We start from the raw sequence: 21,150 nt of genomic DNA, 5'->3' as shown, positions 1-21,150 counted from the left end.
TTTGGCAGGGATTTTAGACCTGAATTTTGCACGCACCGCTGCAGAATTCAGGTTAGTACTCTAATTTTCCAGCAAGTTGAAAAAATCTGCCTATAAAGTACGCAAACTGCCGGGTCGAACTCGGCAGGGATCTCCCCGAATCGAGTGCAGTCTTAATTTCCTATCTAAAAAGGGCCAAGTACCCTTGGGGGAAAGTCGGTTTGCCGCCTTTGGCATAGGCCATTCGATTTTTTAAATATTTTTTAAACCTTTTTTGGGCTCAGGTACTCTTCTTGCAGTAAAGGGTTAAAACATATTTCGAGATGAGATTTGAGAAAATGAAATTGGCCCATAAACTAATCGCGCTTCTGATCTTAGTGGTCCCTGCACTTCTTTGGGGTCAGGACGCAACCACACCTCCGCCTGCTCCTGCTCCGACTTTGGACAAAGGGGACACGGCTTGGATGATCGTCGCTTCCACACTCGTGTTCTTCATGATCCCCGGTCTTGCGCTGTTCTACGGCGGGATTGTAAGATCTAAGAACGTTCTCTCTACCATGATGCATAGCTTCATCGCAATCTTGGTTCTCACTCTTCAGTGGACCATTTTCGGATACAGCTTTGCATTCGACGGAAGTAACCCTTTCTATGGCGACTTCGGACTTCTTTTCCTGAACGGAATCGATATCGATACCTTGGAAGGAACTATCCCTAAATTCATTCACTTCCTATTCCAAGGAATGTTCGCTCTAATTACCCCAGCCCTGATCTCGGGTGCGATCGCTGAGAGAGTGAAACTCTCCGGTTACGTCGTATTCATCCTTGCATGGTCTACTCTGGTTTACGATCCAGTCGCACACTGGGTTTGGGACTCCGACGGTTGGTTATTCCAAAAAAGCGCTCTTGACTTTGCGGGAGGAACAGTTGTACACTTGATCTCCGGTATTGCAGGACTCGCAGCAGCGATCGTATTAGGAAAACGTAAAGGTGATGGACCGGCTCTGATCGCTCCAAACAACCTGACCTACACCTTGATCGGTGCCGGGTTCCTTTGGTTCGGATGGTTCGGGTTCAACGCTGGATCCGGTCTGGCGACTAACGGACTCGCAGCAAGAGCTTTCGCAGTGACTTTGATCGCTCCAGCAGCGGCAGGAGTGGCTTGGCTTTTGATCGAATACTTCCATACTAAGAAAGCTACCGCATTGGGTGCTGCTTCCGGTATCGTTGCAGGATTGGTCGTGATCACTCCGGCAGCCGGATTCGTGGACGCAAAAGGCGCGATCCTGATGGGTCTGATCGTTTCTCCGATCTGCTACCTTGCAATTCTTTTGAAAGGTAAACTCGGATATGACGACTCTCTGGATGCATTCGGTATTCACGGTGTGGGCGGTGCGATAGGCGCCATCCTTACGGGTGTATTCACTGTGACTTTGGGAGCCGGGGTTGCTACTCGCGGAGACCAGATCGTAGTCCAGCTAATCAGTGTAGTTGCTACAGGTGCATATTCCTTCATCGTATCCTTGGCCCTTGTTTTCATTATCGAGAAGACAATCGGGTTCAGGATTTCCGAAGAGAAAGAGATCGCAGGTCTCGATTCCGAGATCCACGGAGAGAAAGGTTATATTCTGTAACCTTTTGTTGAATTTATACATTAAGTAAAGGAGAGCATATGAAATTAATCGTAGCAATTATCCAGCCACATAAACTGGAAGAGGTAAAAGCCGAGCTTACTAAGAATGAAATCTACAGACTTACCGTAAGCGACGTGCAAGGCTACGGGCAGCAGAAAGGGAAAACGGAAGTATTCCGCGGACATGAATACCAAGTGAACCTTTTAAGAAAGGTAAGATTAGAGATCGCGGTAAACGACGAGTTCGTTAAGCCCACCGTTGACGCTATTCTGAAAGCTGCCAAGACCGGCGATGGAAAGATCGGAGACGGAAAGATCCTTATCCTTCCTCTCGAAGACGTGATCCGTATCCGTACCGGAGAAAGAGGAAGCTCAGCGATTTAATTCTTCCCCATACGAGTCGAAACTTAGCTCGGGGTCGGCATTGCCGGCCCCTTTTTTCGTTTAGAGGCTAAAGGAAGATTTTGTTCGATATTGCTGGATTGGGATCTTGAAAGGGGAAAATCCTTTTGAGGATTATGCCCGCTTCAATCTAACGAAACTGTCCCTTCCGGAGAGATCTCTCTTGGAGATCGCTTCGGAATAACCAAGAGAGAGAGCAGTTTCCTTGAGCCAACCCGCATATTTAGGATGGGTTTCCAAATAGAGGACCCCATTTGGTTTCAAGAAAGGCAGAGCTTCTATTAGAATTCTCTTATGAAAATTCTCGAAATCCTGAACAAAGAGAGCTAGATGAGGTTCGTATTCGGCCACATCAGGCATGATAGAAGGTTTTTCCGATTCAGGAATGTACGGGGGATTGGAAACGATGAGATCGAATTGATTTTCCCCCGGAAGGGAAGAGAAGAGATCTCCCTGGTATAATTGAAAACGATCCTCTGAATTTAAGATTTCCTGAATATTCTTTCGGTTCATCTCTATCGCTTCTGTAGAAAGATCCGAAAAGGAAACCTGCCAGTTGCGGCGAGCCTTGGCGAGGCTGATCCCTATGCAGCCGCTTCCGGAGCAAAGATCCAATGCGTTCAAAGAGGAGTCTTTCTGGGAATATTCTTCTAAGATCCAGGCTACTAATTCTTCCGTTTCCGGTCTTGGGATCAGTACTGATTCGTTTACTTGGAATTCGGAATCGAAGAAGGCTTTCTTTCCGATGATATATGCTGTGGGCCGGAACTTGGATCTTTGCACGATCCTTTCTCTATACTCGTCTTTTTCCGAAACGGAAAGAGGTCTTTCGAAATCTATATAGAGTTTGACCCTCTGGATCTTAAGCAAATCTGCGAGAAGGATCTCTGCATCCAGGCGAGCTGAGGGTATATTCTTCTTCTTTAAGAATTCTTCGGACTTCTTGAGTAGATTGAGAACGTTGTCTTGGGAATCGGCCATCTGAACCTTGGTGGCCCCGAGAGGATTCGAACCTCCGACCAAAAGTTTAGGAAACTTCTGCTCTGTCCACCTGAGCTACGGGACCTTGTCAGTTTAAGAGACGCGTCCCTGTTAAGCAGGCTTGCGCTTCTGGGAGACTATTCTCTGGAAGTCGTTGATATTGTGAATAACGATTTTATCCGAGTAGATCTCGATTTTACCGCTTTTCGCAAATTGGTTTACGACCTTCTGGACCTCTCCCACCGGCTGGGCACACCAATCCGCCACATCCTCGACGGTAACGTTCAGCACCACTTCCTTGAATTCGGTATGCGTATGCATTTTCTCATAAAGCATAAGGAACACGTCGGCAACCTTGCCTATGATATCGTCTAGAAGAAGGATAAGCAATCTTCGTTTCGCATCGTAAATCCGCACGGAGAAGATGGTCAGGATCTTAAGAGCCAGAGTAGGGTTCTTAGTAAGTAATAGTTCGAAGTTAGCCCGGTTGAAATTGAGCACCTTTACTTCGGAAATGGCGATCGCGGTAGCGCTTCGGGGCTGTTCTTCTAGGATCGCCATCTCTCCGAAGATATCCCCTTGCTCCAGGATATCCAGGGTTTTGATGGAATTTCCCACTGTTTTGGTGATCTTCACCTTTCCCGCCTGGATGAGAAAGAAATCGTTTCCTGGCTCGTTCTCGCAAAAGATGATCTGGTTCGGTTCGTAGGTTTTACCGAACTTGGAGAACATGGACTCGAGCATTAAATCCATTAAGCGCTCAGCTCCTTGGCTTTCTGCCTTGCTTTCTGAGATAGGCTGTCTCTTTCCGGAGGAAGCAATGCTACCTTGCCGAATAGCATCCCGGCCCTTTGGCGATCTCCTTGTTGTTCGGCGATCTCTGCCAGATGGAATAAGGACTCTTTTACGGATTCGCCCGAAGGATGCTTTTTGATATAAGCGGAGAAGGTATTGCTTGCTGTTTCCAAATTGTTCAGTTTTAAGAAGCAGACTCCCATCTGGAAGAGAGCATTATCTACCAACTTCTTCTCACTATCGTATTTGAAATCACTGCGAACCATTAGGTCTTTGAAGATGGCCGCCGCTTCTTCGAATTTGCCCACATTTAGGAAGGTATGAGCTCTATTATAGAGAGAGGTGATGGTATTGTCCGTTCCCGCTCCCATATTCGTTTTCTCTGCAGCGGGCTTCATGATATTCTGCAGATTCTCTTGGGTCATTCTACTCGTAGAAGCGGCCTCGTAGACCAAAGGAGGCATATTGATCGGGTACGGAGTTCCTTTTCTCGCCAGATCCTGAAGCTCGGTGGCCCGTCCTGCATACGGTCCGGTCGGATAATGGTCCAAGTATTTGCCGAATGCGTATGCCGCGTGTTCGAAGTTATTATTCTTGTAGAATACTTCTGCGACGTTCATTAACTCGAACGCTGGATTTCTGGCCTCTGCTTGGCCGAGAATCTCTCTCAATTTCTTGTGAACCTGGCGAAGCTGGCTGGAGAAAACCTTCATCATCTTTAGGATGAGATGGGTTTTTTCGGAAACGAACACTTCAAAGTCGTTTAATTTGAAAACTAGAACGGTGGCCCCGCCAACTACTTGAGCGGTCTCTTCCCTAGGATATTTTCCGAGTGCGGATTTTACTCCGAAGAATTCTCCGAGTCTCACATCTTCTTTTACTTCGTAGCCTGTGTCTATGGCAGTGTATGTGAGTACGACTCGACCTTGGCGAAGGACATAGATATCCTCCGATCGATCTTTCTCGAAGTAAATAATAGAGCCGCCTTTATAAGTTCGGATTATGGGCCCAGCCAAGACCGTTACCTTCTTCTCTTAATCTCACCCGACAGGAAAAAATGCCAAATCCTTTTTGTAACCAAGGGCCCGGGTGACCGATTCTAGCAACCCTAGGGGGTCTCCTGCAAGGTATTTATCGGTTCCCGCGATCTTAATTTCACGTCCAGCAACGCCGGTTTCGTCGAAAAATTCTTTCAAAGAATGGTCGCCATAAGAAGGCTTCCCATCTCGCACTACCAATCGTACGGAAGAAAGATCCGCCGAGCAAAGTGCTTGGTATGCGTCTTCTTTTTCGGAAGAAAGCACGAGTAGATCCGCGATCTTGCCTGCTTCCAGTCTGCCTAAGTCATTCGAAATCCGTAAAGCTTTGGCCGGATTCTCGGTGACCATTTTGAAAACTAGTTTCGGGTCTAATTCCTTTCCGTATTCCTTTTGAAAGAAATTTCGGGCGGAATGGATCTCATCCAAAATGTTCAAGGATCCGGACATGGGGGAATCCGTTCCAAGACTCACGTTGACTCCCGCTTCTAAAACTTCTTGGATGGAAGTGGTCTTGCCGAACATGAACAGATTGGATTCCGGACACCAAACCAAGTGAGCCTTCGCTTGTGCTAGGCTCTGGATATCTTCTGAATCGAATGCGATCCCATGAACGAGTACAGTATTGTCGCCGAGACAACCTATGGATTTCAGATATCGGACCGCATTCCTGGATTCCTCGTCGAATCCTTCGCTGATATGAGTGATAAAGGGAAGGTTTCCTTCCTTGGCCCTTGCGTATTCTATTTCGGGTCCGTCTCCCCAGTTTAAGGAATAAGAGCAGATGCTATGCGCCAGAGTAAAATGATCCAGAATTCGGACCGGAGATCTTTCCAAGAAAGGAGTTTGGACGAAATGGGGAATATGATCCAATACGGAAGTCACTCCGCTGATCAGGTTCTTGTAGGAACCCAATAGATAGAGCTGCTCCGGCTCCAATTGCTGTCTTTCCGCATACACGACGGAAGATTTGAGATCGTTGTCCCAAGGAAGCCAGTTCAAATAAGGACGATTCGTCCCTACTTTTGGAAGATAGGTCCCAAGAAGATGGTCGTGAGCGTTGATCAATCCCGGGTACACGAATAATCCGCCCAGATTCAATCGGATAGAAAGGGATTCCTTAGGGGTTCCGGAAGATACGGATACGATCCGACCATCCTTGATACGGATCGTCGCGTTCTCTAGTACTCCATTCGGAGTTACCGCTCTAGAATTTACGATTTCCCATTCCATTCCTTGCAAAAAACCTAATATATCAATACTTTATGTTAATTTCTTAAAAGAGGAATAGGATCGATCGCCTTAGTCCCCTGATTGAGTTGAAAATACAGGCCTTTTCCTTCTTCCAACTCGCCAATGGTCTCGCCGGGCTTCACAGTCTCTCCTTCTTTCACGGAAACGGATCGAAGGTTTGCATATACGCTGGAATATCCGCCCTTATGCTCTAAAATAATATATTTCCTATAACCGTCCATTTGGTCCAGTACAACTACTTTGCCGGAAGAAGCAGGATGCACTTCTTTAAAGCGGCTCGCCTTGAATAAGACTCCTCGGTTCGGATAATAGGAGAGATTCGAATAAGGTAATGCCACAGGGGGAAGCTTCTTCAAAGGAGAACGGAACTTTCCTTTTTCATAAGAGACGGAAGAATGTGAGGAAGAATTCGTCTCTTCCTGATTTTTAGGGTTCGGATCCGGGGGAATGTGGAGCCTTTCTCCGACTTTCAATCCTTCCGTCTCCTTCTTCCCATTCCATTCCATTAGGATCCTCCAATCCATGCCGTACTTTCGACTGATGGAGAAGGCGGTTTCCTTGGGCTGGACGGTATGGGTCTTTGTAGGAGTTCCTGCGAATCGGCTAAGCGGGAAGAAGATTACGAAAAGGACCCCTAAGCAAACGGATCGGTTTGGATATTTCTCCCGCATGCAGTATTTATCGGCAATTTTGGGCCCGTTCAAAAAAGAAAAGGGAGCCGAGTTGGCTCCCTTTTTTCCAAAAAGAAGGATCCGATCCGGATCAATCTTCGTCTTTGGAGTTCGGCTTGTATTTCTTTTGCAATTCTTCCGCTACGTTTCTTGGAACAGGAGCGTAACGAGAGAATTCCATGGAGAATTCGGCCTTTCCTTGGGTAGAGGAACGGATCACGGTAGAGTATCCGAACATATCGGAAAGAGGTACTTCCGCTTCCACTTTGCAATATCCGTCTTGCTCGGTGGTGTTCAGGATCATCCCCCGTCTTTGGTTCAAGGAAGCTAGGATTGGACCTTGGAATTCCGCAGGTCCGTCCACTTCTACTCTCATGATCGGTTCCAGGATCTGAGGATTTGCTTTGCTGAATCCTTGGCGGAATGCATAGCGTCCTGCGATCTGGAATGCCATATCGGAAGAGTCCACATCGTGGTAAGATCCGTCGTTGATGGTCAGTTTTACCCCGATGATAGGGAATCCGATCATACTTCCGCGATCTAAGCAGCTTCTGAATCCCTTATCAACGGAGGAGATAAATTCGCGAGGGATTGCTCCTCCCACGACACTGTTTACGAATTCGTAATTCTTATCTTCTTCCAATGGGATCGGCTCGATAAATCCAGCCACACGACCGAACTGTCCCTGACCACCCGTTTGTTTCTTGTGGGTATAGTCAAAGTCGGCGCGAGAAGTGATGGTCTCACGATACGCAACCTGAGGAGCTCCAGTGATCAGCTCTACTCCGTACTCTCGTTTCATCCTTTCGATATAAACTTCTAAGTGAAGCTCTCCCATCCCTTTGATGATGGTTTGGCCTGACTCTTGGTCTACGTGAGTTTGGAACGTAGGGTCTTCCTTGGTAAAGCGGTTGAGGGCTTTTGCCAAGTTGTTCAGGTGCTTGGATTCTTTGGCCTCGATTGTAAGAGAGATTACCGGAGCAGGAACGAACATGGATTCCATGGAAACGTTCATTTTTCCGTCGGTAAAAGTATCCCCGGAAGCACAATCGATACCGAATAATGCAATGATATCTCCCGCTTCTGCGAATTCGATATCTTCCATTTCGTCGGAGTGCATACGACATAGACGACCAACGTTATGTTTCTTGTTGGTAGACATGTTGTAGATGGTCATACCCTTTTGGATACGTCCTTGGTATACACGCACATAGGTCAACTGGCCGTAACGTCCGTCCTCGAGTTTGAATGCGAGGCAAACGAGAGGTTTGTCCTTGTCAGAAGGTAATACGACTTTCTCGGACTCGTTTTTGATGTCCAGAGCGGAGTTTACAACGTCCACAGGAGAAGCCAGGTAATCCAAAACTCCATCCAGAAGTTTTTGAACTCCCTTGTTCTTGAAAGCAGAACCCATGAATACTGGGGTCAGTTTGAGAGAGATCGCTCCGTTACGGATCGCAGTCTTGATCTGCTCAACAGTAGGCTCTCCTTCTAACATTGCCTCGGTCAATTCGTCCGAGAACATAGAAGCAGCGTCCAAGAGTTCCTCGCGTTTTTTCTGAGCGAGTTCTTGTAATTCTGCAGGAATTTCCTTCTCAACGATCTCCATTCCGTCTTTTCCTTCGAAATAAACGGCTTTCATGATGACCAAGTCTACGATCCCAACTAGATCTCCTTCGAGACCGATCGGGATTTGGACAGGAACCGCGTTATGCTTCAATTTCTCACGCAATTGCTCGATCACGCGGAAAGGGTTTGCACCGGTACGGTCCAGTTTATTGATAAAAGCAACGCGAGGAACGTTATAGCGGCGCATCTGTCTGTCCACTGTAATGGACTGAGATTGCACACCGGAAACCCCACAAAGCACGAGAATCGCGGAGTCGAGAACTCTCAAAGAGCGCTCAACCTCTACGGTAAAGTCAACGTGACCCGGAGTATCGATAATATTGATAGTATGGCCCTTCCACTGGCAGTAAGTAGCAGCGGATTGGATAGTAATCCCTCTTTCTCTCTCCAACTCCATACTGTCCATTTTCGCTCCGACTCCGTCTTTACCACGAACTTCGTGGATGGCGTGAATACGGTTCGTATAAAATAGAATCCTCTCGGTCAGGGTTGTTTTTCCTGAGTCGATATGGGCGGAAATACCGATGTTCCTAGTCTTTAGGAGTTTCTCGGTTGGTTTAAAGTCCGCAACTGCAGTGCTCATTGGAGTCCTCTTTAAAAGCCTATGCTAAAGATCCTCTTCTGCCTTCTGAAAAGAAGAATAAGATCCTTAGTAGATACTAATCTGACTGGGTTCCTTAGGTAAAAGAACCCTAATTCTTACCAGATTTCTGAAAGAACCGCGCTTGTAAAGATCGTTTCCTGCTCGTAGACGCTATAGGATCCTGATTCGGAAATGTAATCTAGAATCTAATCTTTGCCTCTGACCATAAGCCCATAAAGTCATTGCCCCCGTATGCCCGGGCCAAAATAGTTCCTGGAAAGGGTGCTCCCTTTCTCATGGGCCAATTCAAATTTCTAAAACGCAACGTTAATAGGATCGCTCGCTCCTTTTTACTGCTTTCCGTGGCCCGGATCCTTTGTCTGGGATTTGCAGGAGCCATCGTTATTGGGTCCTTTATGATCTATGCTTCAGAAGCAGGCAGGATCGCTTACGCGGATTCTTTTTATCTGGCTGCTTCCGCGATCTGTGTGACCGGCCTAACTACCGTTCCGATCAGTGAATTGGCATTCTCTTCTCAAGTGATCATGCTCTTTCTCTTCCAGATCGGGGGCTTGGGAATTATTACCTTTGCGGTTTTGGTGGGAATACTCGTTGTTCGAGGTCTTTCCAGAAGTACTAGGATCGCAGCCTTCTTCTTTGAGGCGATCGACTCCCATGAATCCGATGACGGTCAGACCAAAAAGGCTCCTTATGTTCGGCGCATCCTACTTTCCATTCTGAATATTTCTCTCTCTATCGAATTATTGGGTGCCTGTCTTCTTTATATCAGCATGCCGGACGACTTGAGCGGATTGCCAGGGGATCCGAATCGACTTTTTTTGAGCTTGTTCACCGCAGTCTCCGCATTCAATAACGCAGGCTTCTCGATAGTGGACGATCTTTCCTTCTTATCCAAGGATCCTTTGGCCTTACTCGTTGTAGAAAGTCTAGTAGTGATGGGAGGGATAGGTTTTCCTGTTATCTTATTCTTTGAGAAAACACTTCTAGAAGCATTTCGCAATGTAATGAATCGGATAGAAGTCGCTATGGAAACCTATCTCATGTCCAGAGCATTGGAAGAAGGAAAGGAACCTTCTTGGATCTATCTTCTTCTGATCCGAATGTCTTTCTGGGCCGAGGAAAGATTAGCGCTGTATCGCCAGGCATTGAAAGGGGAGTCCAGCAGGATCCAGATGAAACTTCTACTTTATGGAAGTTTAATATTGGTTCATGTGGGAGGGATAGGGATCCTGATCACCGAATGGGATAATCCGGAAACCATTGGAAAATTCTCCTTCATAGATAAGTTATTTAACTCCTTCTTCCTTTCTGTATCTTCCAGAACGGCGGGCTTCAATACATTCGATCTCTCCGAGATTCGGAGTCCTACCTATGTGTTGCTCTGCTCTTTGATGTTCGTCGGAGGTGGACCTCAAGGAGCTGCCGGAGGGATCAAGATCACCACATTTGTGATCCTATTGATGTATCTGCGAAATGTGATCAATCCGCAAGCTAGGGTAAGCATCATGGGGGAAGAAGTCTCCAAGAACTCGGTTGCGATCTCTACAAGGATCTACTTTTTAGCAACGATCTCCATCGTATTCTTTATGCTGGTCATTACTTTGGCCAACGGTCATAGACACGGGATAGAGGATATTTTCTTCGAGGTGATGTCCGCGTTCGGAACTGTGGGTCTATCTAAGGGACTCACTCCTTATATCACAGGCATAGAGAAGTTCTTGTATCCTTGCATCATGTACGTGGGCAGAGTGGGAGTATTCACTCTATTGATCGCATTCACGGGACATTCCGGACTGGGATCCTTGGGCGCCCAGGATGACGGAGTCAAGATCCAAGTCGGTTAGATCCCTTCTTCTTTAAGAGATGAGGATTCGTTTTTCTTAATGATTCGCTTCCACCTGTTTGAAGTGGTAAATGAAGTAATCGTTCTTCTGATTGTGGATCACCGATATGAGTTCGAATCCCAAAGCCCCTAATGCGTCAAAAGCATCCTGATTCAATGGCTCTTGGGTATCGACGATCTTGTAAGTTATCTTTCTATGCATAGTGCAATTGATATAAGCTAACGAAACAAAGGTGTAAAGCCTAAAATCATATTATAATATCTGAATTCATGTTTGCGGATGAATTAGCGCCCATTTTGTCCTGGGATGGATAATCCTTAAGGTGTAGATATTCCCTATTTCAAAAGAGAGGATCACGTCCTGGCGGAAAGATCCTTGATTCTCCAAAAAATGAGAGTTAGAGACGGATTCTGGTCTCCGGAAGCCTTTAAAATTCCCTTGCAAGCCTTAGATTTACGAGCAATCTGGCCTCTACAGGCGAATCGATTTTCGGGAGAAAGAATGCTATTTTCTTACATAAAACTTTTAAGACCACATCAGTGGGTTAAGAATATAATCCTATTCGCGGGAATCATTTTCGGGAAAAAACTAGGCGATCTGGAATCCGTAGAGAGAGCCATTTATGCATTCTTTCTATTCTCCTTAACTGCCAGCTGCCAATATGTGATCAATGATTTCATGGATCGCAAAGAAGACGCTTTGCATCCGGAAAAGAAACACAGGCCATTGGCTTCGGGGGCAATCTCTCCTACGATCGCACTCCTATTCACTGCTATTCTTCTTTCCTTCACTCTAATTTTCTCATTTAAGTTACAGCCTGAGTTCTTCTACTGGGTGACCGGATATCTGATCTTCAATATAGTATATAGTAGATTCTTAAAACACATGGTCATCTTGGATGTGATGAGTATTTCCTTCGGTTTCGTAGTGAGAGCCATTGCGGGTTCCATCGTAGTAGGAGTGAGTTTCTCTTCTTGGCTTCTGCTTTGCACTTTCATGCTGGCTCTCTATTGGGGTTTCGGCAAGAGAAGGGGAGAGCTCATCATCTTGGAAGAAGGAGCCAAGGGTCATCGCAAGATCCTAGAAGAATACTCCGTCAATTTCCTGGATCTGATGATGGGGATTGTCGCAACCATGACATTGGTTACCTATGTTATGTATGTTACTAGTCCGCATACCATTGAGAATTTGGGAACCGACAAAATGGTTTATACCATTCCGATCGTGGTCTACGCGATCTTTAGATCCTTGTACATTATCTATATCAAGAACATGGGCCACAATCCTACTAAGGCGATCCTTACGGATTGGGGTGTCCTTGTGGCGGGATTTCTGTGGCTTTTACTGGTTGTTTGGATCATGTACTCGGGTTCCGGACAAAGTCTTCCCTTTCATCTATAACACAGGTCTAATCTAGGACATGAATCAAAAGGTGAGATCGGCGTTACAGTACGGAGGAGCATTCATTCTTCTATTGACCGCTACTTTTTTCTTGGCCTGGTTTAGAGCCTTGGACACAGAACCTGTTTTGAGTCTGGATGGAAAAGAATTCAGAACTCCAATAGGAGAGAAGGCAAGCATCAAGGGCAAGACCACTGTAGTTTATTTTTGGGCGACTTGGTGCGGAGTCTGCAACACGAATCTTCCTTTAGTGAAATGGTATGCTTCTTCTTTGAAGGATCAAAATCGTTTCGCATTCATTAGTGTGGAAGAAGGGGACAGCGAAGTCGCTCTCAAGAATTATCTGGAAAAACAAAGTATAGATTTTCCGGTGATCGTAGGTAATCCGATGTTACTTAGGGATTGGGGGATCAGGGGCTATCCTAGTTTTTATATTTTAGATGGAGAAGGAAGAGTTCGCTTCGCCGAATCGGGGATCATGAGCCCGTTCGGGATGTTTTTGCGACTCGTATGGACTAGGATTTTCTGGTCTTAGTCCGTCCTAGAAGATAGGAAACGGAGCTCTGTTCTTGAATTTTCGAGTCCTGCTTTCCGATACTGAATACGATGGACTCCTATAAACCGAAACCTCTTTTAAACAAGAGCGAATTGCGTCAGATCAAACGATCCAGGACCAGGGTCCAGGGAAATAAGGTCATAACGGACGATGTGAAGAAGCTCAAGTCTTTGAGCGTCACTCCCGACCTTCCCGAAGAAGAATTAGTAAATTATTATAAAGAACCGATCTGGATCGAGTATTATATCCCTAGAGAATCCAGATTCGCTTATGAAGTAAAGTATCTCTATGTTCGGCTGATCGATTCCGAGCCGAGGCCTGCCCCTTTGGATCCTATCTTAAGAGAAGCCATCCAAAAGGATTCCTTTGTAGATCTCATCGAGGTCATTCGGCTTCATCCTGAAAAAGAAAAGCTCATTCAATCTTCTTATGTGTCTTCTATGCCTTTTTTCGAATCCATATCTTCCGGATACAAACAGTACCAACAGACAAAGGACCCTCATTATCTTCGGATCCCTCTCTATCATACAGAGACTTTAATGAAGAAGGAGCCTTCTCTCTCCACTTTGGAATTCACCGGGAACTTCTTCTTACATAATCTGAATTGGCTGATCCGAAGACTGAATCGGGGCGGAAAGGAATTCTCCTTAGAAGATGAGACCATTTCCATTCTGATCAAGAGAAGGAACGAATACTGGGAGAAGAAAAATCTTCCGGCAGACGAGGACTTCGATCTGTTTGCTGCGCTTTTTTACGAACAGGCTTTTCCGAACAGAGGTCTGGAAGATCTAGAAGCGGCCGAACTTCTGGATGAAGAATAAAAAAAGAGTGCTAATTTCCAAAGGCTTGTAAGTCTAACGATTACAGGGTAGAGATTTGGAAGCAACAGTATCGATCTATTCGGACGTAGTTTGTCCTTGGTGCTATATAGGTAAGAAAAGATTGGAACAGGCGATCGAGTCCTGGAAGACCAATCATCCGAACGATACGATCCAAGTAAGTTGGAAACCTTTTCAATTGAACCCTGATCTGCCGGAGGGCGGCGAGGATAGAGAAGCTCATATGGTCAAGAAATTCGGTTCCTTGGACCGAGTGAGGATGATGACCCAAAGAGTTACCGATATCGCAAAAGAAGACGGTTTACAGTTCTCTAATATACTGCAAGGTCATCAGCCCAATACTTTCCTTCTTCATGCACTGATCCGTAAGGCAAGGAATTATAATAAGGAAGCGGAGCTCGCAGAGATTTTCTTCAGTAAATTCTTCTCAGAGTCAAAGAATTTATCCGACGATTCTGTCATTCAGGAAGGATTGGCCCAAGTAGGGATCCCGGAAACCGAATTGGAAGAAGTTCGCAAGGATACCAAGCTTCTGGCTGAGATCGCGAACGAAGAGAATGAAGGAAAGATCATGGGAGTGACCGGAGTTCCGTTCTATATCTTTAACGATAAATATGCCGTATCCGGCGCCCAGGGACCGGATCTATTCCTGCAAGTATTCGAACGATTAGAATCGGAAGCGAGCGCCTAAGAGGAGCTTTCCGTTCCTCTGCTGGTCCCTTCTCCCAGCCATAAGAATAGCCTTCGGATCCGATAGAGGTAGGAGGCTTCCGCTCTCTCTAATACGCCGTCCGGAACATTCGGAAATTCGAATTCTCTGATATTTCTGGGACTTCCGTTCCAATCGATCGCTTGGAATAAGGACTCCTTGGGAGAGGGAGAAAGAGCCAGTCTGTCCCTTAAGAAAAGAAGAAGGTCCCGTGATTCGAAGAACGCTTTTGCTACGTCCTTAAGGCCTGTGGCAAGGTTTTGATACACATTTTCCCGGTTGAAGTCGATCAAGCAAAAGCTAAGAGGGAAGTAAGGAGTTCCTAAAAGACTTCGTACCTTTGGGCTTAGGTCCCTCGGAGCAAAGGATTCTGCGTCCAGAAGAAGTACTCCCGGTTTAGTTTCCTTTAGCATATTAGGAAGTCCTAAAATATCTTTGCACCAATGAGCGTTGGATCCGCAGGCCCGAAGCAAGGACCTATATTTTGAGAACAGATCCGAGTTCTCAGTAAGAAGAACCATTTCCGGATGCAGAGGTTTGGAAAAACGAAAGAGAGGGAATTCTTCTAAAGGAAAAAGATTCAAGTCGTAGACCCGAGTGGCTCCGGCTCTGAGAAAGGAATTCTTTTCTTCCGGGTCGAAGCGTCCGATCAAGCAGACTTCTCTGGACCAATCCTGTGCGGATCGAATGTCTTCGGGTAGTACCGAAGATTTCCAGATCAGCGTTTCTTTGGGAGCGGAAGGAAATCCGGAGGAGGTGACCCATTCGGTCTGTTCTATTCCTTTCCACTTTAATAAGGCAATGAGGAACTCAAGCTCATCCGAAGTTAGTCGATGCAGAAGTAAAAGGTCGGAGAGTAAGTTCATCGCTTTTTGTAAGGACGGGTTTTTTCCTTGACCTTGGGGATTTTCGTCCGATCCTAGAATTGGTGCGTTGCGAAAAACTCGCAACTAGGAAAGGGAAATCGCAAATAAAAACCAGTTTGTCTACTGAGACAAATAGCTTTAGGACATTCTTCCTAAGCGCCGGGCACGAGCAAAACAAAGAATGAAGGTTCTAAAAAGATACGCAAATAGAAGGTTGTACGACCCCGAAACTAGCAAGACCATCACCTTGGAAGATGTCGCTGAGATGATCATCTCAGGCGAAGAGATCAAGGTGATCGATAATATGAGCGGGCAAGACATCACTCCTAAGATCTTAGGGCAGACCTTCCTTAAAGTCAGCCTCGGCCAAAGAAACGAAGAATTCTCCAATTATATGCTTTCCGCTCTGATCCGGGAGACTGGAAAGAATATCAGTGCTTTATTCGGGCGCCTGGTCCTTGGCGGTATCGGACTCGCATATCTTACTAAAGAAAAAATGGACAGGATCCTCCAAAGCATGGTGGCCTTGGGGGAACTTAGACTCGAAGAAGTGAAAAGCTATCGAGAGGATCTTTTGACCCACCTTGCCCAGAGAGCCAGTGAAAACAGCGAACAGATCCAAGAGGACCTGAAAAAAGTCGGCCGGGAACTGGAAGAAGGGGGAGAAAAGGAATTGGCGGTCGAGGATCTCTCGGAGAAAATTCGCAGGATTGCGGAAAGGGTCAAGGAAACCGAATCCTTATAGCCGATTCTCGCCCTCACGGGTTAAGACAGGGCTTCCTAGATCCGATACTTTCTGTAGGGGGAACCCATGTCTATTTTGAGAATCCTTAGCCTCGGAATCATTTCGTTTTTTGCATTCAATCTCTCCGCAAAGGAGATGATCCACGAAAAACTGGACCAACTCTTTTACGACCAAGTAAAGAAGTTGGAAAGCGGAAGCTTGGAAGAAAGGATCCAGGCGGCCGACTATTTAAAATTCGTGACTAGCAAACTTGCAGTCCGTCCCCTTTTAAAGGCACTCAAAGGAAATCCGAACGTTCCGAAATCGGATGAGAATTCTCCTTCATTGAAGTTCGTGATCGCTCAGGCCTTGGGAGCGATGGAATCCGATGTCTCCGGACCAGGTATGGTCGAAGAGATCAAGAGAGCTTCCGCTTTGGTTCAGGAAAATGACCAACCTACATTTAGCGCTCCTGACGGTTATAATCTCGTGATCTCTACGGGAGAATTGTTAAGGAATGTAGGACTTCTTCCTTATACTAAGGAGAATCAAGACGCGATCATCGCAGGCTTAAGTCATCCTAATTTCTATATTCGCGCTTCTGCAGCAGACGGTTTGAAGAATTTGAATCGAAAAGACACTCTGAGCCAATTGAATTCGGCAATCGATAAAGAGAAGAATCCGTTTGCGAAGGTCGCCATCTTGAATGCGATCGTTTATATCAATCGGATCGCAAACCAGAAATTCCATGATCTATGCGCCTTCTTAAAAGATGAGTCTCCGATGGTCCGTTATAGAGCTTCCATGGCAGTGGGAGAAGTGGATCTGAAAGCTGGCGAGTATTCTTTGAGAGAGGCTCTACTCATTGAGCATGATCAGATCGTAAGAGAGCAGATCAAGAAGGACCTCGCGAATGTTACCGGATTTAAAATGCCGGCAAACACACCTTTCTATTTTAAAGACTAGGATTGGGTAAGGTTAGTAGAAGGAAAAAGCCTCCGAGTTCGGGGGCTTTTTTGTTTCTATCCCGTGCGGGAATATTGTGAATCGGATCTCTATAGAAAGTAACGGGAAAAAGGTAAGGAACCTGGGAGATACTGGGATCGAACCAGTGACCTCTACCATGTCAAGGTAGCGCTCTAACCAGCTGAGCTAATCCCCCGGTACAGTCAGTATTTCGTCGCAAACCGAGCCGTAAAGCCTTTTAGATCTCAGGGCCAGAAGTGCAGCAGTAGGGAAATTGCCTGGTGGGCTTGTAATAGTTCCTACATGGGGATTTTTTTGGCGCCCCCACCCTGCATCTTGGGTGGGGGGAGTGGCTTGTGGGAGCGCTCCTTGCCTACCACAAAATCGTCTTTTCTGCAATCATTTCTGATCCGGGTTCCCTGCGTGTAGGAACTCTTGGTCCTCTCTTTTGGAACTGGGCGTTATATTTTTTACATAACGACTTATCAAAAAAGAAGAATTTCTCCGATTCTATCTGCTTTTCCTGGTCGATTTCAAAATCGGCGAGGGTTTTCCGAGATCGGCGCGCTAGTCTCCTTCCATACGGTTATAGTGTGTGCTACAAAACCCGATGAAAACGGGGGAGAAACAGATGCCAGTGCAAACTCAGAAAAAGGAACGTAAAATCAAGCCCATCGACGGAAACTCTCCGAGCGTACGCAAGATGGACTTTGAAGGGTTGGATCAATTGTCCGATTACTATGTAGCGGGGAATTCTTTTATCACTCACACGGTAAACGCGTATCATGTCATTTTTCCGGAAGGCGAAAGATTCTTTATTAAGAGCGTGAAGGCTTTCGCGGACCAAGTGACTGATCCGGATCTACAGAGCCGTATCAAGGGATTCATTGGGCAAGAAGTCCAACATGGAAAAGAGCATGAGAAGGCTCTAGAAATGCTAGTGAAGCAAGGCCGTCCTGTTTCTAAAATATTAAAATTTTATACGAAAACCGCTTATGGATTCTTTTGGCCCGTTCTAGAATTTATTTTTGGTAAGAAGCTCAAGCTTGCAGTGACTGCCGGCCTGGAGCATTATACGGCTTCTTTAGGAGAAGTTTCCTTAAAATATAATCTGCACGATCAGGCGGAAGGCGAGATGAGAAATCTTCTTCTCTGGCATGCTTGTGAAGAGATCGAACACAAATCCGTTGCTTATGATGTTTTACAGACGATTTCTAAAAGCTATGTGCTTAGGATCTTCGGGTTCATCGTGGCGTCGGTTATGTTTTGGGGATATGCGTTCACACTGCAGCATCTGTTCATCTTCTCCGATCCTAAGATCGGGATTCGTAGATACTTTGCGGATCTAAGAAGTGCTCGTTCCTATGCAAAATTGATCGTAACCGAGGTCGGGAAAATGTCTTTGCTGTATTTCAAACCCGATTTCCATCCAAACCAAACCGGCGGATACGAACTTGCTAACGCTGCTTTGGCAACTATATAGAAAGAGAAGAGGATCTAAATGAACGCTTCAACTGAGACTAAAAAAAGAAATCTAAAATCCATAGATGCGAATTCTCCCACTGTTCGCAAAATGAATTTCGAAGGACTGGAGGATCTTCCGGATCATTACATAGCCAATAACTCGTATCTTACTCATAATGTGAACGCTTACCATGTTCTCTTTCCGGAAGGGGAGAGGTTCTTTATCAAAAGTGTGAAAGCATTCGCTGATCAAGTAAAAGACCCAGGTCTTTCGAATCGTGTGAAGGCGTTTATCGGACAGGAAGTCCAGCACGGAAAGGAACATGAAAAGATCCTAGAAGTCCTAAAGGGTCAACATAGACCCATTGATCTCATGGTGAAGATCTATAAATGGACCGCTTTCAGTTTCTTTCTTCCTCTCTTCGAATTGATTTTCGGTAAAAAGCTGAAGCTTGCAGTGACTGCAGGTCTGGAACATTATACCGCTAGCATGGCAGAGGTATCCATTCGTCATCAATTGCATGAACATGCGTATGGAGATATGAGAAACCTTCTTCTTTGGCACGCTTGCGAAGAGATCGAGCATAAGTCAGTTGCTTACGATGTACTGCAAACCGTTTCTAAAAGCTATGCCCTACGGATTTTAGGATTCATCATCGCGTCGTTCATGTTCTGGGGATATTCTATCGCTTTTCAGCATTGGTTCTTGTTGGCCGATAAGAAGGTTAGCTTTCGTAAATATCTTCAAGATCTGAACAACTCTCGTGAATTCGGAAGGAAATTATATCCAAGGTTAGCAGAGCTTTCGCTTCTGTATTTTAAGAAGGATTTTCATCCCGATCAGACCGGCGGTTATGAGCTTGCGAACGAAGCTCTTATAACTATTTAGCACCCATCCAATCACTTTGCTCCCCGCTTCCCGCTCGATTCAAAGAACGGGAAGCGGTTTTTTTCTTTTTAAAGCTCCAACCATTCCTTTAGAAAAGGCTGATATTTCACCGGAGCGAATTCCTTATAGATATATTTTGCACAGTTCTCTTTTACGAACGGATCGTTCTTCATGATCTCCTGCAATTCCTCTAAAGAAGAAGATTTACCGATGATCATTCCTCCGTCTCTGGGAACTCTAGGACCGGACAAGAGTAGCACTCCCTTATCGTATTGGGTTTGTAGGAATTCTCTATGGGCCGGAGTGACCTCGTTCAGCTTTTCCATAGGGACGGTGTATTCTAATTCTATCAGAAAAAATTTCATAGGCTTGTTTTCCAAATTTTAGCTCCTGAATTCGATTGGCAATCGATTGAATTCGGGAATTCGGAACCTTCTTCAAAAATAGTCCGAGAGAGAATGGTTCCTATTTTAATTGAGGTATTTCTCTTTTAAAATAAGAGAAGAAGATATCTTCTGCCGTTTCCCGATTGGAATGGCTCTTCTTTCCCAAGATCAATAGATTGTCTTTTGCTCTGGACAATGCAACGTAGAGAACTCTTCTTTCTTCCTCCCAGACGGAGCTAGGAGAATCTTTTCGAATATTCCAACCATCCGACAGGTCTACAATGACCGTATGGAACTCCAGACCTTTGGACGCATGGATGGTAAGCAATAGTTCCGAAGGAACTCCTACGCTTAAATATTCCCGGATCCTATGATTGGATCTGCAAAGTATCCTTAGATCTCCGCCACTGGCTTTGTAAAATTCCCCAAGATAGGAAAATAGATCGCTGATCTTATCCATTTTCAATCTGCCGATCCTTGACCTTCCTTCTCTGTGAGCTAGAACGGTCTTCGGGATCCGATTCTCATTCTTTTCGATAGGGATCGAAGAAACTTCTACGATCTTGGGTAAGGATCTGTAATTCGTACTTAGGAATTTACGAGAGCAAGGAACGAATAGATCCGGAAAATTTAAGAAGATACTGGGTTCGCTACCTCGGAATGCATAGATCGACTGACTGTCGTCTCCTACAACTGTGATCCTGGATCGATCCGATAAAAGCCGTAAGAAACGCAATTGTTGCGAGTCGGTGTCTTGGAACTCGTCTACTAAGATCCTCTTCAAGCCGGATTTAGGGATTTCTGTCCAAGGTTCTTCGCCTTCTAAAGAATCTAAAAATAGACAGACTAGATCGTCCAGATCCAGTTTATGCTCTTTAGACTTAAACTTTTTATAATCTTCTAATAAAGGAATTTTCCAGGAATGAGGGAAATCTTTCGGTAGTAGAATATCCCCGCTGAGTAACTCAAAAGGGATCCCTCCTATACTGTCCGATTCTTTTCGGAACCACTCTCTAAAGAAAGCATTCTTCTCCGCAGGTAAAAGGATAGAAGGTCGATCCTTTTTGAAACGAGGATGCCAATTCGTTAAGGCTCTTAAGCAAAAAGAATGAAAGGTATGAACTCTTACTGACTCGATCCCGGTCTGCGTATGGATCCTCTCTCGGATCTCACCTGCCGCCTTTCGTGTAAAAGTAAGTACAAGGATCTCTTCGCCCGAGGTATTTCTTTCTAGCTCTTTTTGGATCACTCCTACGAGTGTGCTTGTTTTTCCGGAACCGGCTGCTGCGATCACTTGCAGGAATCTAGATGTATCTTCTATGACTTCTCTTTGTTCCGGACTGAATTTAAGTTCTTTCATGGAAAGAGCGGTTCTCAGATAGAAAGAATGGGAGCGGAATTTTGGTTCCGGTATCATTCGCATTTAGATACGAAGAAATTTTCATTCTCTTCTTCTTGAAAAAGGATCTGAGGGATTGTAGTTCCGCTTAGTAAGAACGGATTTGAGAAGGTGAAAATAGGGAG

Annotated in this window: 21 protein-coding genes and 2 tRNA genes; 11 read left to right on the top strand and 12 right to left on the bottom strand. The window is 45.5% G+C overall.

What is annotated here, in order from left to right; all coding sequences use genetic code 11:
• Positions 1-317 precede the first annotated feature (317 nt).
• Together EHO57_RS09870 and EHO57_RS09865 are read left to right on the top strand one after the other, a co-directional pair.
• Entirely contained in the window at positions 318-1,610 is a 1,293-nt protein-coding gene (locus EHO57_RS09870; RefSeq protein ID WP_135645209.1) for an ammonium transporter, read from the top strand.
• Between the two features lie 38 nt (positions 1,611-1,648).
• Positions 1,649-1,993, top strand: coding sequence for a P-II family nitrogen regulator (locus EHO57_RS09865; protein WP_008595143.1), 345 nt, complete (start codon positions 1,649-1,651; stop codon positions 1,991-1,993).
• 132 nt (positions 1,994-2,125) lie between these two features.
• Here EHO57_RS09865 and prmC read toward each other — a convergent pair whose 3' ends face one another.
• The 7 genes from prmC to fusA form a co-directional block, all read right to left on the bottom strand.
• Positions 2,126-2,992, bottom strand: coding sequence for a peptide chain release factor N(5)-glutamine methyltransferase (prmC, locus tag EHO57_RS09860; protein ID WP_135645211.1), 867 nt, complete (start codon positions 2,990-2,992; stop codon positions 2,126-2,128).
• 8 nt (positions 2,993-3,000) lie between these two features.
• Positions 3,001-3,077 (bottom strand) — tRNA-Arg (locus tag EHO57_RS09855).
• Positions 3,078-3,103: 26 nt separating this feature from the next.
• Positions 3,104-3,745, bottom strand: a complete 642-nt coding sequence (locus EHO57_RS09850; protein WP_135585570.1) for a Crp/Fnr family transcriptional regulator — start codon at positions 3,743-3,745, stop codon at positions 3,104-3,106.
• On the bottom strand, positions 3,745-4,803 hold the full coding sequence (locus EHO57_RS09845; RefSeq protein WP_135645213.1) for a tetratricopeptide repeat protein: 1,059 nt from the start codon (positions 4,801-4,803) through the stop codon (positions 3,745-3,747). The genes EHO57_RS09850 and EHO57_RS09845 overlap by 1 nt, the downstream gene beginning before the upstream one ends.
• A 24-nt stretch (positions 4,804-4,827) precedes the next feature.
• Complete coding sequence (locus EHO57_RS09840) at positions 4,828-6,057, bottom strand: amidohydrolase family protein (protein ID WP_135645215.1); 1,230 nt, start codon at positions 6,055-6,057, stop codon at positions 4,828-4,830.
• 35 nt (positions 6,058-6,092) lie between these two features.
• The gene (locus EHO57_RS09835; RefSeq protein WP_135645217.1) at positions 6,093-6,749 is read right to left on the bottom strand and encodes an LIC_10271 family cell wall hydrolase; all 657 of its coding nucleotides are present in this window, start codon (positions 6,747-6,749) and stop codon (positions 6,093-6,095) included.
• 91 nt (positions 6,750-6,840) lie between these two features.
• Positions 6,841-8,961 carry an elongation factor G gene (gene fusA / locus EHO57_RS09830; protein ID WP_135645219.1) on the bottom strand — a complete coding sequence of 707 codons (2,121 nt, stop codon included), beginning with the start codon at positions 8,959-8,961 and terminating at the stop codon, positions 6,841-6,843.
• Between the two features lie 296 nt (positions 8,962-9,257).
• Here fusA and EHO57_RS09825 point away from each other — a divergent pair, with 296 nt between their 5' ends.
• A complete protein-coding gene (locus tag EHO57_RS09825; protein WP_135645221.1) occupies positions 9,258-10,826 on the top strand; it encodes a TrkH family potassium uptake protein in 1,569 nt (522 codons plus the stop codon).
• A gap of 36 nt (positions 10,827-10,862) precedes the next feature.
• Here the strand turns inward: EHO57_RS09825 and EHO57_RS18780 are convergent, their stop codons facing one another.
• The gene (locus tag EHO57_RS18780) at positions 10,863-11,027 is read right to left on the bottom strand and encodes a hypothetical protein (protein WP_167882253.1); all 165 of its coding nucleotides are present in this window, start codon (positions 11,025-11,027) and stop codon (positions 10,863-10,865) included.
• Positions 11,028-11,327: 300 nt separating this feature from the next.
• Here EHO57_RS18780 and EHO57_RS09820 point away from each other — a divergent pair, with 300 nt between their 5' ends.
• From EHO57_RS09820 to EHO57_RS09805, 4 genes are all read left to right on the top strand, one after another.
• A complete protein-coding gene (locus tag EHO57_RS09820) occupies positions 11,328-12,227 on the top strand; it encodes a decaprenyl-phosphate phosphoribosyltransferase (protein ID WP_135645488.1) in 900 nt (299 codons plus the stop codon).
• A 19-nt stretch (positions 12,228-12,246) separates the two neighbouring features.
• On the top strand, positions 12,247-12,762 hold the full coding sequence (locus EHO57_RS09815; RefSeq protein WP_135645223.1) for a TlpA family protein disulfide reductase: 516 nt from the start codon (positions 12,247-12,249) through the stop codon (positions 12,760-12,762).
• Positions 12,763-12,833: 71 nt separating this feature from the next.
• Positions 12,834-13,604: a hypothetical protein gene (locus EHO57_RS09810; RefSeq protein WP_135645225.1), complete on the top strand. Its 771-nt coding sequence runs from the start codon at positions 12,834-12,836 to the stop codon at positions 13,602-13,604.
• A 55-nt stretch (positions 13,605-13,659) separates the two neighbouring features.
• Positions 13,660-14,313, top strand: a complete 654-nt coding sequence (locus tag EHO57_RS09805; protein WP_135645227.1) for a DsbA family oxidoreductase — start codon at positions 13,660-13,662, stop codon at positions 14,311-14,313.
• Here the strand turns inward: EHO57_RS09805 and EHO57_RS09800 are convergent.
• Positions 14,310-15,197, bottom strand: a complete 888-nt coding sequence (locus tag EHO57_RS09800; protein ID WP_135645229.1) for a hypothetical protein — start codon at positions 15,195-15,197, stop codon at positions 14,310-14,312. The two genes, EHO57_RS09805 and EHO57_RS09800, sit on opposite strands and share 4 nt — an antisense overlap.
• 181 nt (positions 15,198-15,378) lie before the next feature.
• Between EHO57_RS09800 and EHO57_RS09795 the strand changes: the two genes are divergently transcribed.
• Together EHO57_RS09795 and EHO57_RS09790 are read left to right on the top strand one after the other, a co-directional pair.
• A complete protein-coding gene (locus EHO57_RS09795) occupies positions 15,379-15,942 on the top strand; it encodes a polyhydroxyalkanoate synthesis regulator DNA-binding domain-containing protein (protein ID WP_135585592.1) in 564 nt (187 codons plus the stop codon).
• A 72-nt stretch (positions 15,943-16,014) separates the two neighbouring features.
• Positions 16,015-16,887: a HEAT repeat domain-containing protein gene (locus EHO57_RS09790; RefSeq protein WP_425460782.1), complete on the top strand. Its 873-nt coding sequence runs from the start codon at positions 16,015-16,017 to the stop codon at positions 16,885-16,887.
• Between the two features lie 122 nt (positions 16,888-17,009).
• Here the strand turns inward: EHO57_RS09790 and EHO57_RS09785 are convergent.
• Positions 17,010-17,083 (bottom strand) — tRNA-Val (locus EHO57_RS09785).
• A 435-nt stretch (positions 17,084-17,518) separates the two neighbouring features.
• Between EHO57_RS09785 and EHO57_RS09780 the strand changes: the two genes are divergently transcribed.
• Positions 17,519-18,370 (top strand): metal-dependent hydrolase, encoded by an 852-nt coding sequence (locus EHO57_RS09780; protein WP_135645233.1) that lies wholly within the window; start codon positions 17,519-17,521, stop codon positions 18,368-18,370.
• 18 nt (positions 18,371-18,388) lie between these two features.
• Entirely contained in the window at positions 18,389-19,240 is an 852-nt protein-coding gene (locus EHO57_RS09775) for a metal-dependent hydrolase (RefSeq protein WP_135645235.1), read from the top strand.
• Positions 19,241-19,308: 68 nt separating this feature from the next.
• Here EHO57_RS09775 and EHO57_RS09770 read toward each other — a convergent pair whose 3' ends face one another.
• Entirely contained in the window at positions 19,309-19,605 is a 297-nt protein-coding gene (locus EHO57_RS09770; protein ID WP_135645237.1) for a YciI family protein, read from the bottom strand.
• Positions 19,606-19,705: 100 nt separating this feature from the next.
• Positions 19,706-20,986, bottom strand: coding sequence for a DEAD/DEAH box helicase (locus EHO57_RS09765; RefSeq protein WP_135645490.1), 1,281 nt, complete (start codon positions 20,984-20,986; stop codon positions 19,706-19,708).
• Positions 20,987-21,150 lie beyond the last annotated feature (164 nt).

It is taken from the genome of Leptospira langatensis (genome assembly GCF_004770615.1).
GTDB lineage: Bacteria > Spirochaetota > Leptospiria > Leptospirales > Leptospiraceae > Leptospira_B > Leptospira_B langatensis.
This window is presented reverse-complemented; position numbering and strand designations above follow the sequence as displayed.